The following is a 13,476-nucleotide window of genomic DNA, read 5'->3' on the forward strand; positions in this document are numbered from 1 at the left end:
CATGTTTGAACGCTTTACAGAAAAAGCCATCAAGGTGATCATGCTGGCCCAAGAAGAAGCCAGACGGTTAGGTCACAATTTCGTTGGCACCGAGCAAATTTTGTTGGGGTTAATCGGCGAGGGCACTGGGGTCGCCGCCAAAGTTCTCAAGTCCATGGGAGTGAACTTGAAGGACGCCCGCATTGAAGTCGAGAAAATTATCGGTCGGGGATCCGGTTTTGTGGCCGTCGAGATCCCTTTCACTCCCCGCGCCAAGCGAGTGCTGGAACTCTCCCTAGAAGAGGCCCGCCAGCTCGGCCACAACTACATTGGCACTGAGCACCTGCTCCTGGGCCTGATCCGAGAAGGGGAGGGAGTAGCGGCCCGCGTCTTGGAAAACCTGGGGGTGGATCTCTCCAAGGTGCGCACCCAGGTGATCCGCATGTTGGGCGAGACTGCCGAAGTGACGGCAGGGGGGGGATCCTCCAGTCGCACCAAAACGCCCACCCTGGACGAATTCGGCTCCAACCTCACCCAACTGGCCCAGGAGGGCAAGCTGGATCCGGTGGTCGGTCGGACGCGGGAGATCGAGCGGGTGATCCAGATCCTGGGCCGCCGCACCAAGAACAACCCCGTCCTCATTGGCGAGCCGGGGGTAGGCAAAACCGCCATCGCCGAGGGTTTGGCCCAGCGCATTGTGCAGGGGGATGTGCCCGATATTTTGGCCGACAAGCGGGTGATCAGCCTGGATATTGGCTTGCTGGTGGCCGGCACCAAGTACCGCGGCGAGTTTGAAGAGCGCCTCAAGAAAATCATGGATGAGATCCGCAATGCCGGCAACATCATCCTGGTCATCGACGAGGTGCATACCCTGATCGGGGCCGGGGCTGCGGAAGGGGCGATTGATGCCGCCAACATCCTCAAGCCTGCTTTGGCCCGCGGCGAGCTGCAGTGCATCGGCGCCACCACCCTGGATGAGTACCGCAAGCACATCGAACGGGATGCCGCCCTGGAGCGTCGCTTCCAGCCCATCATGGTGGGCGAGCCGACGGTCTCCGAGACCATCGAGATCCTGTTTGGCCTGCGGGAGCGCTACGAGCAGCACCACAAGCTGAAGATCTCCGATGCGGCCTTGGATGCAGCCGCCAAGCTGGCCGACCAGTACATCTCCGACCGCTTCCTGCCGGATAAGGCCATCGATTTGATCGACGAGGCTGCTTCGCGGGTGCGCCTGATCAACTCTCAACTGCCCCCGGCGGCCCGGGAGCTGGATCAAGAGTTGCGGCGAGTGCTCAAGGAGAAAGACGCTGCGGTGCGGGCCCAGAACTTCGACAAGGCTGGTGAGCTGCGGGATCGGGAGATGGAGATCAAGCAGCAGATCCGCGCCATTGCCGCTGCCAAAAAAGCCGAGGAGAGCAGCCGCAGCGAAATGCCCGAGGTAACCGAAGAGGACGTGGCCCAAGTGGTCAGCGCCTGGACGGGGGTGCCGGTGGCCAAGCTGACCGAGAGCGAGTCAGTGAAGCTGCTGAACATGGAAGAAACCCTGCACCAGCGCATCATCGGCCAAGACGAAGCGGTGCGGGCCATCTCCCGGGCCATCCGCCGCGCTCGGGTGGGGCTGAAAAATCCCAACCGCCCCATCGCCAGCTTCATCTTCTCCGGCCCAACAGGGGTGGGCAAAACCGAGCTGACCAAGGCTTTGGCAGCCTACTTCTTCGGCTCCGAGTCGGCCATGATCCGCCTCGACATGTCGGAATACATGGAGCGGCACACGGTCAGCAAGCTGATCGGATCCCCGCCGGGCTATGTGGGCTACAACGAGGGGGGTCAGCTCACAGAAGCGGTGCGGCGCCGCCCCTACACGGTGGTGCTTTTCGATGAGATCGAGAAGGCGCACCCGGATGTGTTTAACCTATTGCTGCAAATCCTGGAGGATGGCCGCCTGACCGATGCCAAAGGCCGCACGGTGGACTTCAAGAACACCCTGATCGTGATGACCTCTAACATCGGCTCGAAGGTCATCGAGAAGGGCGGCGGCAGCCTCGGCTTCGAGTTCAACACCAACGACGAGGATGCCAACTACAACCGCATCCGCAACCTGGTGAACGAGGAGCTGAAGCAGTACTTCCGTCCGGAGTTCCTCAACCGCGTGGACGAGATCATCGTCTTCCGGCAACTGACCAAGGACGAAGTGAAGCAGATCGCCGACATTCTGCTCAAGGAAGTGTTTGACCGCATGACGGAGAAGAAAATCCGCCTCTCGGTTAGCGATCGCTTCAAAGACTTGGTGGTGGAGGAGGGGTATAACCCCAGCTACGGGGCACGCCCGCTGCGCCGCGCCATCCAACGCTTGCTGGAAGACATCCTGGCGGAAGAGATCCTGACTGGGCATGTCCGGGAGGGATCGGAGGTGCTCATCGATGTGGATGAGGAGCGCAAGCCCAAGGTGCTGGTCACGGAGCCGGAGCGGGTTCTCTTGCCTCAAGGGGCGGAGTAAAGCTGGCTTTGAGAGGTCCTCAGACTGCAAGGGATCCGTTGGGATGCTGCGGATCCCTTGTGGTCCTCAAGTGTTGTTTTTCTGGTGTTTTTCAGTTGAACAGACCCAGGCGTAGGAGATCTCTGGCATGGTGCAATCGACCTACTACTACTATGGCGGCGCTCCGGTTCGTACCCCACCCCCAGATTTGGCTTCGCTGCTGCTGCAGGAGCGCATTGTCTACCTGGGCTTGCCCCTTGCAGAGGAGTCGAATGCCAACGTCACCAAGCTGATCATCGAGCAACTGCTGTATCTGCAGTACGAGGATCGGGAAAAGCCGATCAAGATGTACATCAACTCGACGGGCACCTATAACTACGACACAGCGGCCTTTGCCATTCTGGACACCATGAACTACATCAAGCCGCCTGTGCATACTATCTGCATCGGCAATGCCATTGGGATGGCGGCCATGTTATTGGCAGCAGGAGCCAAAGGATTTCGGGCCAGTCTGCCCAATGCCACGATCGTGCTCCACCAGCCCTATGGGGGCACCCGTGGACAGGCCAGCGACATCGAAATTCGCACCCGCGAGATTCTGACTTTGCGCAACATGATGCTGGAGCAACTGTCCCGCAGCACGGGCCAGCCTATGGAGCGCATCAAGAAGGACACGGAGCGGCTATTTTTCATGACACCAGAGGAAGCCAAAGCCTACGGCCTCATCGATCAGGTGCTGACCAGTTCCAAAGGCGTGCCGAAGTTGGCAGCAGCCAAAAACTAAAGCAGAGGGATCCGTCCATGGTTCAAGTTCCCCTACAGCCTTTAACGGCGGAGGAGTACCTCCACCTCACGGACGGGCTTTATGAAGGACGGGTTGAACCTGAAGACGGGTCCATTCGGGAAGCCGAGGAGCGTATGAACACCCTCATTGAGCTGTTTCTGGTTGCGGAATTGCCCAAGTTTTTGCCCATCCAACGCCTGAGCTTGGGCCAAGTTGAGGTCGAAGTGCCCGCAGCCAAGGCTCGGTTGCGCAATCCAGAGGTGATGGCTTTGCATCCCGCTATGTGAGCTTGCTGGGAAACGGTTGCGGAATCCTTGCCTGCACATGCCCCTGCCGCTGTTGGTGGTGGAAGTCGTTTCCCCCGGAGTAGACAATGAAAAACACGATTATCAAGACAAGCGCAAAGATTACGCTGCCCGTGGGATCCCAGTGGATCCAGCCAAGCAGTCCGTTTCCGCGGTGCGCTGGGTTGGCGGAGAATACGAAGGCGAGGTCAAAACTGGATCTGGACGCATTGTTTCCTCGGTTTTGCCCCAGCTGGATTTGAGCGCGGAAGATATCTTACAAGCGCGTCGTTCTGTGTTTCATACTTTGCCAGGAGAAACTTATGCCGATTGGAGTGCCTCGGGTTCCCTACCGTTTGCCCGGCGAGCCCTATAGCCAGTGGATTAGCCTTGACGATCGCCTGTACCAAGAGCGGATTTTGTTTATCGGCGAGCCCATTGACGATAGCTTGGCCAATACCATCGTGGGGGTGATGCTCTACCTCAACTCGCAGGATCCGCAAAAGGACATTGTGATGTACATCAATTCTCCCGGTGGCTCTGTGACGGCGGGCATGGCCATCTACGACACCATGAACCACATCAAGCCAGATATCGTTACGGTTTGCGTGGGCCAAGCAGCTTCAATGGGAGCCTTTTTGTTGGCTGCTGGCACCAAGGGCAAGCGGTTTGCCCTGCCCCACTCCCGCATCATGCTGCACCAGCCTTCTCTGGGCACGATCCAAGGCCAAGCCAGCGACATTGAAATTCGCGCCCGCGAAACTCTGCGAGTCAAACGACGCATGAACGAGATCTTGGCGCAAACCACCGGCCAACCGCTGGAGAAAATCGAGCGGGATGTGGAGCGAGACTTTTACCTCTCGGCCACGGAAGCTCAGGCTTACGGCATCGTGGATCGGGTGATCCAAGAGCGCTCGGAAGCAATCGCCAGCTAGGATGGCTGGATCCAAAAAATAGCCTGGGCAAGCTCCTGAGTCGGATGTTGAAGAATTGAACCCGCGAGGAATACACCTGGGATCCTTTCATGATCTCACCGTGCCGGTTCTGCGGTGCCGAGAGACGGGCTGAGGTCTTTGGGGTGGCTAGGATTAGGGTGGAGTTAGCCGGGAGATCCGACCAGGTGAACCGACAGCATTGGGCCAGAAGGAGCGGTGGATGGGCCAGTCTGCTGGTGTTCCTGCTGTATCCCCCAGATCAGGCTTTGGCTCTGCCCCCCGCTTCTGAGATCCCTGAGGAGGTGCTGCGGGCGCAGCCAGATTTGCGGGCTCGCTCTCCGGTCGATAATCAGCCCCTCGCCGCCGCCGAGGCTCTGGAACTCCAGGAAGCCTTGGCAGCTCGGCCCGAAACCGGATCCGTCTCCCCCGAGGTGGAACGGCTGATCTTTTTGCTCAGGCTGCGCAAAGGGTTTCGAGATCTGTTTCCCTTCCTGTTTTGAAGGTTCAGACCTGAAGAGGAGCCGGTGGGATCCCTTTTTGGTAGCGGTAGGGTCCGGCGCGGGATCCCCAGGTTTGTTGGCCAGTGGCGGCGTCAAAGCCCCGATCCCAGGTGATGAATTCGCTGGGGGTGAGGTCGAACTCGATGTGGATATAGGTGCTATCCCCGGGGTTCAGACGACATTCTCCACCTGGCAGCATTTCGCCGTGGTAGCAGTCTGGGCGCTTTTCCACCAAAATGCGACAACCGGGCAAATGCTCCAGGTCGGCCAAGGAGAGCTGCGCCAAGCGCTGCGGATCCTGAGAGGCACCTGCCCAAGCTGCTTGATCCCGCAATTTGTAGTTCTCGATCCGCAAGGGATCCCCCAATACCTGGAGCACCCGGCTGCGATAAAACTGGCCCGGCGTGTGCTGGTTAAATTGCTCGGTAAAAAAGCCGATCCCCTCCGAGAACAGGTGGGGAAGGCGCACGTACCAAAGGCTGACCGGCACAAACCACACCGGCTCTGCCATCGCCTGGGTGCGGTTGCTGTAGTAGCCCTCCAGCCAGTTGGCCAGGGTGTGCAGGTCGGAAGCGGATTTTTCGTCTACCATAGGGAGCTATGACAAAACTTACCCCCAGCTCTAGCTATAGCATTGCCCTGCGCATTCGCCTGCTCAACCAGCCGGGAGCCCTAGCCCGCGTCACCCAGGCCATTGCGGAAGTGGGAGGCAGCCTCAGCCAGATCGATCTCATCCACCAATCGGCAGCAGAAACGGTGCGAGAAATCTGTGTAGATGCCGTCAGCAGCGAGCATGCTCAGCAAATTTACGCCGCCGTTGCCTCCTTGGCCAATGTGAAGGTGGAGCGGGTGGTAGATCGCACCTTTGAGCTGCACCGCGGGGGAAAGCTGCAGGTGGTGGCCAAAAGCCCCCTGGAGAGCGCCGCCGATCTGGCCATGGCCTACACGCCGGGGGTAGGGCGGGTTTCTCTGGAAATTGCTGCCAACCCCGCCGCGGTCTATGAGTACACCATCAAGGGCAACAGTGTAGGCATTGTAACCGATGGCAGTGCGGTGCTGGGCTTGGGGAATGTCGGCCCGGAGGCAGCTTTGCCGGTGATGGAGGGGAAGGCGGCGCTGTTCAAGCGCTTTGCCGATATCGATGCCTTTCCTCTGTGCCTGGCCACTCAGGAGGTGGGGGAAATTGTAGAGACGGTGGTGCGCCTGGCGCCGGGATTTGGCGGCTTTAACCTGGAAGACATCAGCGCCCCTCGCTGCTTTGCCATTGAGTCTCAGCTCAAGGCCCGCCTCAACCTGCCGGTGTTTCACGACGATCAGCACGGCACCGCCATTGTGGTGCTGGCGGCGCTGCTGAATGCCCTGAAAGTGGTGAAAAAGAGCCTAGACGAGGTGCGCATTGTCCTCAACGGGGCCGGGGCAGCCGGCATTGCCGTGACGCAACTGCTGCGGCGGGCCGGGGCAGCCCACATCCTGGTCTGCGACCGCCAAGGGATCCTCAGCCGCTCCCGTTCCGATCTCACCCCCGAGAAGGCGGCCATTGCCGTCGAGGAGAAGGGATCCCTGGCGGAAGCCTTGGTGGGAGCGGATGTGTTTATTGGGGTGAGCGTGGCCAATGCCCTGACAGTGGAGATGGTGGAAAAGATGGCCCCGGATCCCATCCTGTTTGCTTTGGCCAATCCGGTGCCGGAGATTCAGCCCGAGCTGGTGAGCGATCAGGTGGCGGTGATGGCCACTGGGCGGAGCGACTACCCCAACCAGATCAACAACGTGCTGGCCTTTCCCGGCGTGTTTCGGGGAGCGCTCGATTGCCGGGCCAAGCAGATCAACACCGAGATGTGTGTGGCTGCCGCTCAGGCCATTGCTGCCTTGATCCCTGCCGAAGAGTTGGATCCCCAGTGGATCATCCCCTCGGTCTTCGACGGGCGGGTGGTTCCTCAGGTGGCCGCTGCGGTAATCCAGGCTGCCCGCCAAACCGGCGTGGCCGGGATCCCTTGAGGGCTACCTAGGGCACCAGGTGACAAGCCACAAAATGCCCCGCGCTCACCTCGCGAAAGGCCGGGGGTGGATCTTGGCCTGTTCCTTCCCTGGGGGGAACTCACACCAGACGACCCAAGCGCTCCCGCAACTCAGCAGCGGCCTGCTCCAGGTGCTCAGGGGTGTAACCGGTGGTCTCTACCCTGACAGCAAGGTGGGTGTCCTGGCTCTGGTGGAGATGGATCCACAAGATGTGGCGGCCGTCCTCTGTTTTGCGGTTTGCAGCTTTGACGCTGTTTTTGGGGGCAGAGTAAGCGTGCGGGTCGTAGCGGACCAGATCCACCCAGGGAATGTCTCGCAGGAGTTTTTCCACCTTGACCCAGCTGCGAGGACGGTGGTGGCTGCTGTCGACCTGCAGCTGGATGACTTCGGAGCGAGGTCGGCCTGAAAAGGACTCCGTCCCGCTGGCGCGATAGGACTCCGTCCCGCTGGCGCGATCGGGAAGACCTGCCCGAGGGATCCGGGGCTGAACTTCCGGCTGTAGGTAGGGCAGGTAGACCAAAGACTTGTATTGCTCATGGATGTAGCAAACTGGGATCCCCAACTGGCTGCCCACCACAGCCATGATCATGGCTTGGGCTTTGAACCCACCGGTGGCGGCAAAGGTGACGATCCCCTTGGCGCTCTCTGCCAACTGTTTCAACAGCTCGGCCATCCGCTCCAGAGAGGATCCCTCTAGCTCGTAGTCGATGCCGGGAAGGGGCACCAGAGAAACCTGTTGTTGGCCCAGTTCTCTTTCAAAGAAGAGCTTCAAAATCCGGGCACACTCCAGCCCATTGCGGAGTGCAGCAGAACCAAAGCATCGCCGGGGGTGGGATCCAGGCGGTAGTAGGTGTTGGTTAAGGACTCCGTCCCGCTGGCGCGATCGGCGCTGATCAGCTCCAGATCGGTTCTTTTCATCCAGGCCAGCGCTTGCTCCGGATCCCCGATGGTTTTTTGTCCCACCCAGGGGCGCTGCGGCTGCAGGTCTTTGTCAAGGTTGGTGAGCAAGGAGGTGCCCACAGTCATGATGATGGTCTGCATGATAGGCGGTTAACTCAAATTTTTCGAGAGCTCTGTCTTGCTTTGCGCCCAGAGCAGCTGGACTTTGCCGATTCTGCTATCTTCTCTGATATCTTCAAATCTGGAAAGTAACTTCGTTGCCCTTGATGTTGGTGATGGTGGCCTTCAGTTTTTGACCAATCTGGAAGCAGGCTTGGCGGGCCCGCTGTTGGGTCTAGTCTTGTGGGTATTGGTTGTTTTGCTGTGGTCTGTCCTGCTGGGGCTCGTTTGCCGCGCCTTGGGGAACGGCGTCCCTGCGACCAGAGTGGCTGTTGGGCTGGGATCCCTGGTGTGGCGGAGTCTCGCCAGCAGGCATCCCCCCATTCCCGTAGTAGCGGGCCATGCCTAGCCCAGGATCTGCAGCACCTCTGCCGGCCTGTCCTGTAGGGCTACATCTTCAGAGACTACCGCAAGTGGAACATTCATACTGAACAGTATCTGCGCGACCTTTGCTTCGAGACTGTTGAAGAATCTAATCACATCAAAATTCGGTTTTATGGAGATCCGCGCTATCAAATCGTTATGGCTAAAACTCCTGGCGACTGGAGGGCTGGCTGCAATATTTCAAGGACTCCGTCCCGCTAACGCGATCGGGATATTCGCAACCTCATTTTTGGCCTTTGAGATCCTGAAACGAATAAAGTTTAGTTGCAAACCTAACTTTCTCAGGGGGCACGCAGCTGAGAAAAGTTGAACCGAGTCCTGATAGGCTGAAGAAAAGTTGGGATCCCTGCCATGTTCTACCTGCCGGTCTCGCTGCTGTTGTTTTTCATGCTGGTGTTGCTGCTGCCTTTCCTCTGGCTGGGGCTGGCAGTGGATGTGGTGGCGCTGGCGGTGGGAAAGCTGGGGTTCTCGCGGGAGGGAGCGCTGTTACTGCTGCTGGCCATCCTGGTGGGCAGCTCGGTCAATATTCCCCTCTATCGGGTGAAATGCGAGGTGACGCTGGTAGAAGACCTAGCTAGCTTGTGGATGCGGCAGTTCTGGGGGATCCCTTTGACCAAGCTTTCCCAGGAGACGGTGATTGCCTTGAACGTGGGCGGGGGGCTGATCCCGGTGCTCTTGGCCCTATATCAATTTGGGCGGGCCGACAGCGTGCTGATCCTGGCGGTGACGGCGCTGGTAACCTTGGTCAGCTACTATGCTTCCCACGTGGTGCCGGGGATCGGCATTCAAATGAACCCCTTGATTGCCCCGGCTACGGCAGCCTTAGCCGCTCTGTTTTGGGCAGGGGACCAGGCACCGGCAGTGGCCTTTGCTGGTGGAGTTTTGGGCACGGTGATCGGGGCAGATCTCCTGCATCTGCCAGAAGTCCTGCGGCGCAACTGCTCTGGCATTCTCAGCATTGGCGGGGCCGGGGTTTTCGATGGTATTGCCCTCTGTGGCTTGTTTGCCCTGCTGCTGAGCTAAACCAGCAAATAGGTAAGGGAAAGGGTGATGGATTGGGCGGGATCCAGCCAACGCAAGTCGGGATCCCCTAAGGACTCCGTCCCGCTGGCGCGATCGGAGGCACGCTGAGTCAACTCCTCGAGGAGCGTTTGCGTCCATTCCAGCGGCCCATTGAGCAACATCGGCGAACGGGCTACCCCCAGTTTGCGGGCCATAGCCTTGAGGGCTTCCAAGCTGGCGGACAGGGGGCGGGTGCTGGCCACAAACAACAGCTCCGTCAGCCCTTGGGCATGACAGGTGAGCAAGTCAGAGCTCACAGCAGAGCGCAGCTCGCCATCGACCTCCGGCAAGGGTGGCAAAGTTAAACTGCTCTTGGCTTCCAAGCGAAGAGGTGTGGTGAAGTTGTCCTGAGGCAGGGGGGCCAGCAGGTGCAGTTGTCCGGTCGGGTCGATCAGCAACAGGTAGCCGTAGAGATCCTGCTCGCTGTTGTTGCAAAGGGTGAGATGCAAGGGATCCCCTCGCGTAAACCGCTGCATACCCACCTCAGCAGGAGCGGAAGTTGCGGACTGGACAAGGCGTGCCGCCAACGAGGGAGCTAAGGACTCCGTCCCGCTGGCGCGATTGGCAGCTCTACCTTTGACGGCCAACTCCGCCACCACCGCCAAGGAAGAGGAAACCGCATTGAGGGTGGTGCGCAAACGTTTGGCAGCCAGCAGATGGGCAAGACGGGGAGCTAACCGCTGGACGGCCATTGCTGCAGCCTCTCCTGCTGGGCCACAGGAATTCAGGAGCAATTCTCGCCCCGGCCAGAACAGGCTGTAGCTGTTCACTTCCAGGGGTTTGAGCAGGGTATCCGACCGTTCGCGCCAGCGGGACGGAGTCCTAAAAGCAGCGGCCATTTCCGGGGTGATGCGGCCCAACAAACAGTCCACCTGTCGCTCGCGGGGGTTGGCCGTTTCCATCCAGCTATAGCCGGCAATGGCATTGGTCAGATCCACCTTTTCAATGCGGCCCAGGTTCTCCTCTAGGCCAACCAAAAGCTTGAGCGTGCTGGAGAGGCCGCGCAGCTGCTCCCGCAAAGGTGTGCCCACAGGGGGAAGCTGCCCTTCCGGACTGGCCATCTGAACCTGAGCCAACAGCCCACTGCGAGAACGCATGAGCAGCGGCGTCGGCGAAGAGGCGGAAGGATCGGCGGGAATGGGAACCAAAAGAGTACCCGGCTGCAAACCACACAGGGCCGCCGATGGGATCCCGCCTAACCACACCTGAGCCCGATTTCCCTTCACTTCTTGAACTACCCCGCTGACCCCTGCCGGTGTGGGCATGAGAAAATAGGGGTGGATGTGTCGAGCAGTGTCTTTGCCTTCCAAGGTGGGGCGTTGGCAGGCGAAGAGGCCCAGCTCCCGCCGGCTGACCACCTGGTTAAAGGCCACCAGCAGACGGGTGGCAGGCGTGGTTTCCCACAGGTACTGCGTCAGCAGATAGGTGAGTACCCCGGCATAGAATCCTGGCCAAGCGGCTTCTGCTGCCAAGTCTTGCGGGGTGGTGGCCGAAATCAGCAAGCCCTTGGGCGGAGACGGCCAAACCCGCTGCGGCTCCGATCGCGCCAGCGGGACGGAGTCCTTGGAGTCCGAGATCGCGGCTGGGGGACGGGAACGCAGTTGCAAGTTGCCTCGCACCGACGGCGAGACATAGGTAAAGCCACAGTCCAGAAGGGTGGTGATCTGGGCAGTGCCCAAGCCTTCCAAAAGCCGGAAAAAGCTGTCTAGCTCCATTGCTGCCACTCCCTCAGAGCCAGACAACAGCAGCACCGGCTGCCAACAGTTGGGCGCGGATCCCAGCCGCCACTGGCCATAGCCGCTAAACTGCACCACCACTGTTTCAGCCGTGTGCCCTTGACCCCCCAAGTGCTCTGCAAAGGCCGATTGGATCCCAGCCGGCGTGGCTGCCCCATCGGTAAGGGTGAGAATGTCTGCCGGGTCAAAACCAAAGCGATAGAGGAGTAGCTCCCGCTGCAACTCCACATCTGTCAAACACCCTTGTAGCGCGGATCCCTCGCCAAGGTAGCGGTTAATACCGATGAGAACAGCCAGCTTGCGGGAGCCAGCCGCCAAAGCTTGCCCATATCGCTCAGCCCGGCCCCTCAACCAGCCAGGGGATAGGCCAAGACCGGCAGCAACCAGGAGGAGTTTTTGCAGAAAAGACCGCCTTTCCATGTTGACCCTCTGGGCTGACCCCCGGCCCAACGACTACCCCATCGGCCAGCGAGCCACAGCTAAACTTTGCACTGGAATCTGTTGCTGCCTATTTCAGGATATCCCCATCCACACAGCTTTTTCCCGAGATCGAGTGACAGTTTTTGGCGTTTTCTTTGCATTCCTTATCAATCAAACCTCCGCTACTTCCCATGGGGATCCCACGGCAGCGCTCTTCTGTCAGCTAGAAATCGCAGGAGCCCCGCACTGTACCCGTAGGGTCAGTGTCGGGAGGAATGCGCTTTGATGAAGTACAATGAACTTATGAGCCAAGTCCTGAGCATATCCTGCAAGCTCAAGGTGTCCCCGTCGCAAGCCGCCAAATTGGACGAGACATTGGATGCTTTCGGCCAAGCCTTGAATTGGGTCAACCAAAACACGCCAGAGAAAGTCGTCAACGCCGTTAAGCTCCAGTCTCTGTGCTACCGCGAAATCCGCGCCCGGTTCGGCTTGTCCAGTAACTTGGCTCAGCAGGTCTGCAGACGGCTGGCCGGCGCCCGTAAAGTTGCCCGACAGAAAAACCGCCCCGTCAAAACGTTCAAGGGTGGCTTCGCTACCTACGATGCACGTATCTTTTCGTTCCGCGAGAAAGACTGGACGGTGTCGCTGACCACGGTGGAGGGTCGGGAGCGCTTTGAGCTGGCGATTGGCCGCTACCAGAGAGAACGGCTGGCGGGCTCCAATCCCAAATCTGCCACTCTGGTCAAGCGTAAAGACGGCTCCTACTCTATTCAGATCTGTGTGGAAACGGAGCCATCCCCACCGCAACGCACGGGTAGAGTGCTGGGGGTGGACTTGGGGAGGACGGATATTGCCCATACGTCAGAGGGTGATAACTGGAATGGACAGCAGTTGAACCGAATCCGAGACCACTACTCCAAGCTGAGGGCGGCACTCCAACGCAAAGCCAGTAAGGGCACACGCAGTTCGCGGCGCAGATGCCGTCAACTGCTGCAACGGCTGTCTGGCAAGGAGAGACGCTTTCAAACGTGGGTCAATCATCGCATCTCCAAAGCTATTGTCTCCAGGGCAAAGGCTACCAACAGCGCTATCGCCCTGGAAGACCTGACAGGGATCCGGAAAAGAGTCAATCAACAGCCGCGCAGCAAAGCCGAGCGGCGCAGGGCCAACAGTTGGGCGTTCTACCAACTACGTCAATTTCTGGAATACAAGGCGAGGGTTGCAGGGGTTTCTCTGGTTCTTGTGCCGCCTGCTTACACGTCGCAGACCTGTCACAAGTGTTTACACATCCATCCCGACCCTGCGCAATCCTACCGCAGTGGAAAGAAGTTTAAGTGTGGACACTGTGGATGGGAAGGGGATGCGGATTTGAATGGTGCGAATGTGATTGCGCTCTTGGGGGCTGCCGTAAACCAGCCTGGAGGTCCGGGCTTGTTTTGTTCTCTGGTAGAGCAGAGCAGGCTCAGGGCTACTGAAAGCCCGCTCCGTACCGCTTAGCGGTCGGAGTCGGGTAGTTTACGTAGATCATCAGTAAAGTTGTGCCGATGGAGAGCACTACCAAAGCCGGCACCACCCGCAGCAGGGATCCCCAAGGAATAGCAGCCCGCCAGTTGCCCCACAGCCGTCTCATCTGCAGATGGGCTTGCTGCCCCCGTCGCCAGCTCCAGATACAGGTGAGGACAAATGTAGCGCAATAGACAAAGTCGGCCAGCAGAGGATCGTCAGATGGGAGATGAAACAGCTGGGCCAAGGCGATGGCTCCCAAGCCTACCCCCAGGTTGATCACCAAGAAGGCCAACAGCACGTGGCGCGCCTTAAGGGCTGCAAATCCGGTCACACTC

General features: G+C 59.2%; 14 protein-coding genes. 9 read left to right on the top strand and 5 right to left on the bottom strand.

Annotated features, from left to right (window positions below; translation table 11 throughout):
• Nucleotide 1: 1 nt before the first annotated feature.
• The 6 genes from ACVWZF_RS04440 (at nt 2) to ACVWZF_RS04465 (ending at nt 4,958) form a co-directional block, all read left to right on the top strand.
• Nucleotides 2–2,476: an ATP-dependent Clp protease ATP-binding subunit gene (locus tag ACVWZF_RS04440; protein WP_414522435.1), complete on the top strand. Its 2,475-nt coding sequence runs from the start codon at nt 2–4 to the stop codon at nt 2,474–2,476.
• A 127-nt stretch (nt 2,477–2,603) separates the two neighbouring features.
• Nucleotides 2,604–3,239 carry an ATP-dependent Clp protease proteolytic subunit gene (locus ACVWZF_RS04445; protein ID WP_011432256.1) on the top strand — a complete coding sequence of 212 codons (636 nt, stop codon included), beginning with the start codon at nt 2,604–2,606 and terminating at the stop codon, nt 3,237–3,239.
• A 17-nt stretch (nt 3,240–3,256) separates the two neighbouring features.
• Nucleotides 3,257–3,526, top strand: a complete 270-nt coding sequence (locus tag ACVWZF_RS04450; protein WP_457410950.1) for a hypothetical protein — start codon at nt 3,257–3,259, stop codon at nt 3,524–3,526.
• 37 nt (nt 3,527–3,563) lie between these two features.
• Nucleotides 3,564–3,899: a Uma2 family endonuclease gene (locus ACVWZF_RS04455; RefSeq protein WP_049749557.1), complete on the top strand. Its 336-nt coding sequence runs from the start codon at nt 3,564–3,566 to the stop codon at nt 3,897–3,899.
• Nucleotides 3,847–4,458, top strand: coding sequence for an ATP-dependent Clp protease proteolytic subunit (locus tag ACVWZF_RS04460; protein ID WP_414381170.1), 612 nt, complete (start codon nt 3,847–3,849; stop codon nt 4,456–4,458). The genes ACVWZF_RS04455 and ACVWZF_RS04460 overlap by 53 nt, the downstream gene beginning before the upstream one ends.
• A gap of 89 nt (nt 4,459–4,547) precedes the next feature.
• The gene (locus ACVWZF_RS04465; RefSeq protein ID WP_457410952.1) at nt 4,548–4,958 is read left to right on the top strand and encodes a hypothetical protein; all 411 of its coding nucleotides are present in this window, start codon (nt 4,548–4,550) and stop codon (nt 4,956–4,958) included.
• 4 nt (nt 4,959–4,962) lie between these two features.
• Here the strand turns inward: ACVWZF_RS04465 and ACVWZF_RS04470 are convergent, their stop codons facing one another.
• A complete protein-coding gene (locus tag ACVWZF_RS04470; protein ID WP_011432259.1) occupies nt 4,963–5,550 on the bottom strand; it encodes a chromophore lyase CpcT/CpeT in 588 nt (195 codons plus the stop codon).
• Nucleotides 5,551–5,558: 8 nt separating this feature from the next.
• Here ACVWZF_RS04470 and ACVWZF_RS04475 point away from each other — a divergent pair, with 8 nt between their 5' ends.
• On the top strand, nt 5,559–6,953 hold the full coding sequence (locus ACVWZF_RS04475; RefSeq protein ID WP_414407836.1) for a malic enzyme-like NAD(P)-binding protein: 1,395 nt from the start codon (nt 5,559–5,561) through the stop codon (nt 6,951–6,953).
• A 100-nt stretch (nt 6,954–7,053) separates the two neighbouring features.
• On the opposite strand, the gene ACVWZF_RS04480 is transcribed toward ACVWZF_RS04475, so the two are convergent.
• Nucleotides 7,054–7,746, bottom strand: coding sequence for a putative CRISPR-associated protein (locus ACVWZF_RS04480; protein WP_457410954.1), 693 nt, complete (start codon nt 7,744–7,746; stop codon nt 7,054–7,056).
• On the bottom strand, nt 7,743–8,000 hold the full coding sequence (locus tag ACVWZF_RS04485) for a hypothetical protein (RefSeq protein ID WP_238376877.1): 258 nt from the start codon (nt 7,998–8,000) through the stop codon (nt 7,743–7,745). Before ACVWZF_RS04485 ends, ACVWZF_RS04480 begins: the two co-directional genes overlap by 4 nt.
• A gap of 768 nt (nt 8,001–8,768) precedes the next feature.
• On the opposite strand from ACVWZF_RS04485, the gene ACVWZF_RS04490 reads away from it, so the two are divergent.
• Entirely contained in the window at nt 8,769–9,440 is a 672-nt protein-coding gene (locus ACVWZF_RS04490) for a DUF1614 domain-containing protein (RefSeq protein WP_011432264.1), read from the top strand.
• Here ACVWZF_RS04490 and ACVWZF_RS04495 read toward each other — a convergent pair.
• The gene (locus tag ACVWZF_RS04495) at nt 9,437–11,635 is read right to left on the bottom strand and encodes a caspase family protein (protein WP_011432265.1); all 2,199 of its coding nucleotides are present in this window, start codon (nt 11,633–11,635) and stop codon (nt 9,437–9,439) included. The genes ACVWZF_RS04490 and ACVWZF_RS04495 overlap by 4 nt on opposite strands.
• A gap of 303 nt (nt 11,636–11,938) precedes the next feature.
• Here ACVWZF_RS04495 and ACVWZF_RS04500 point away from each other — a divergent pair, with 303 nt between their 5' ends.
• A complete protein-coding gene (locus ACVWZF_RS04500) occupies nt 11,939–13,132 on the top strand; it encodes an RNA-guided endonuclease InsQ/TnpB family protein (protein WP_457410972.1) in 1,194 nt (397 codons plus the stop codon).
• Here the strand turns inward: ACVWZF_RS04500 and ACVWZF_RS04505 are convergent.
• Nucleotides 13,104–13,472 (bottom strand): hypothetical protein, encoded by a 369-nt coding sequence (locus ACVWZF_RS04505; RefSeq protein WP_457410956.1) that lies wholly within the window; start codon nt 13,470–13,472, stop codon nt 13,104–13,106. The genes ACVWZF_RS04500 and ACVWZF_RS04505 overlap by 29 nt on opposite strands.
• Nucleotides 13,473–13,476: the final 4 nt, after the last annotated feature.

It is taken from the genome of Thermostichus sp. OS-CIW-30, from assembly GCF_054060215.1.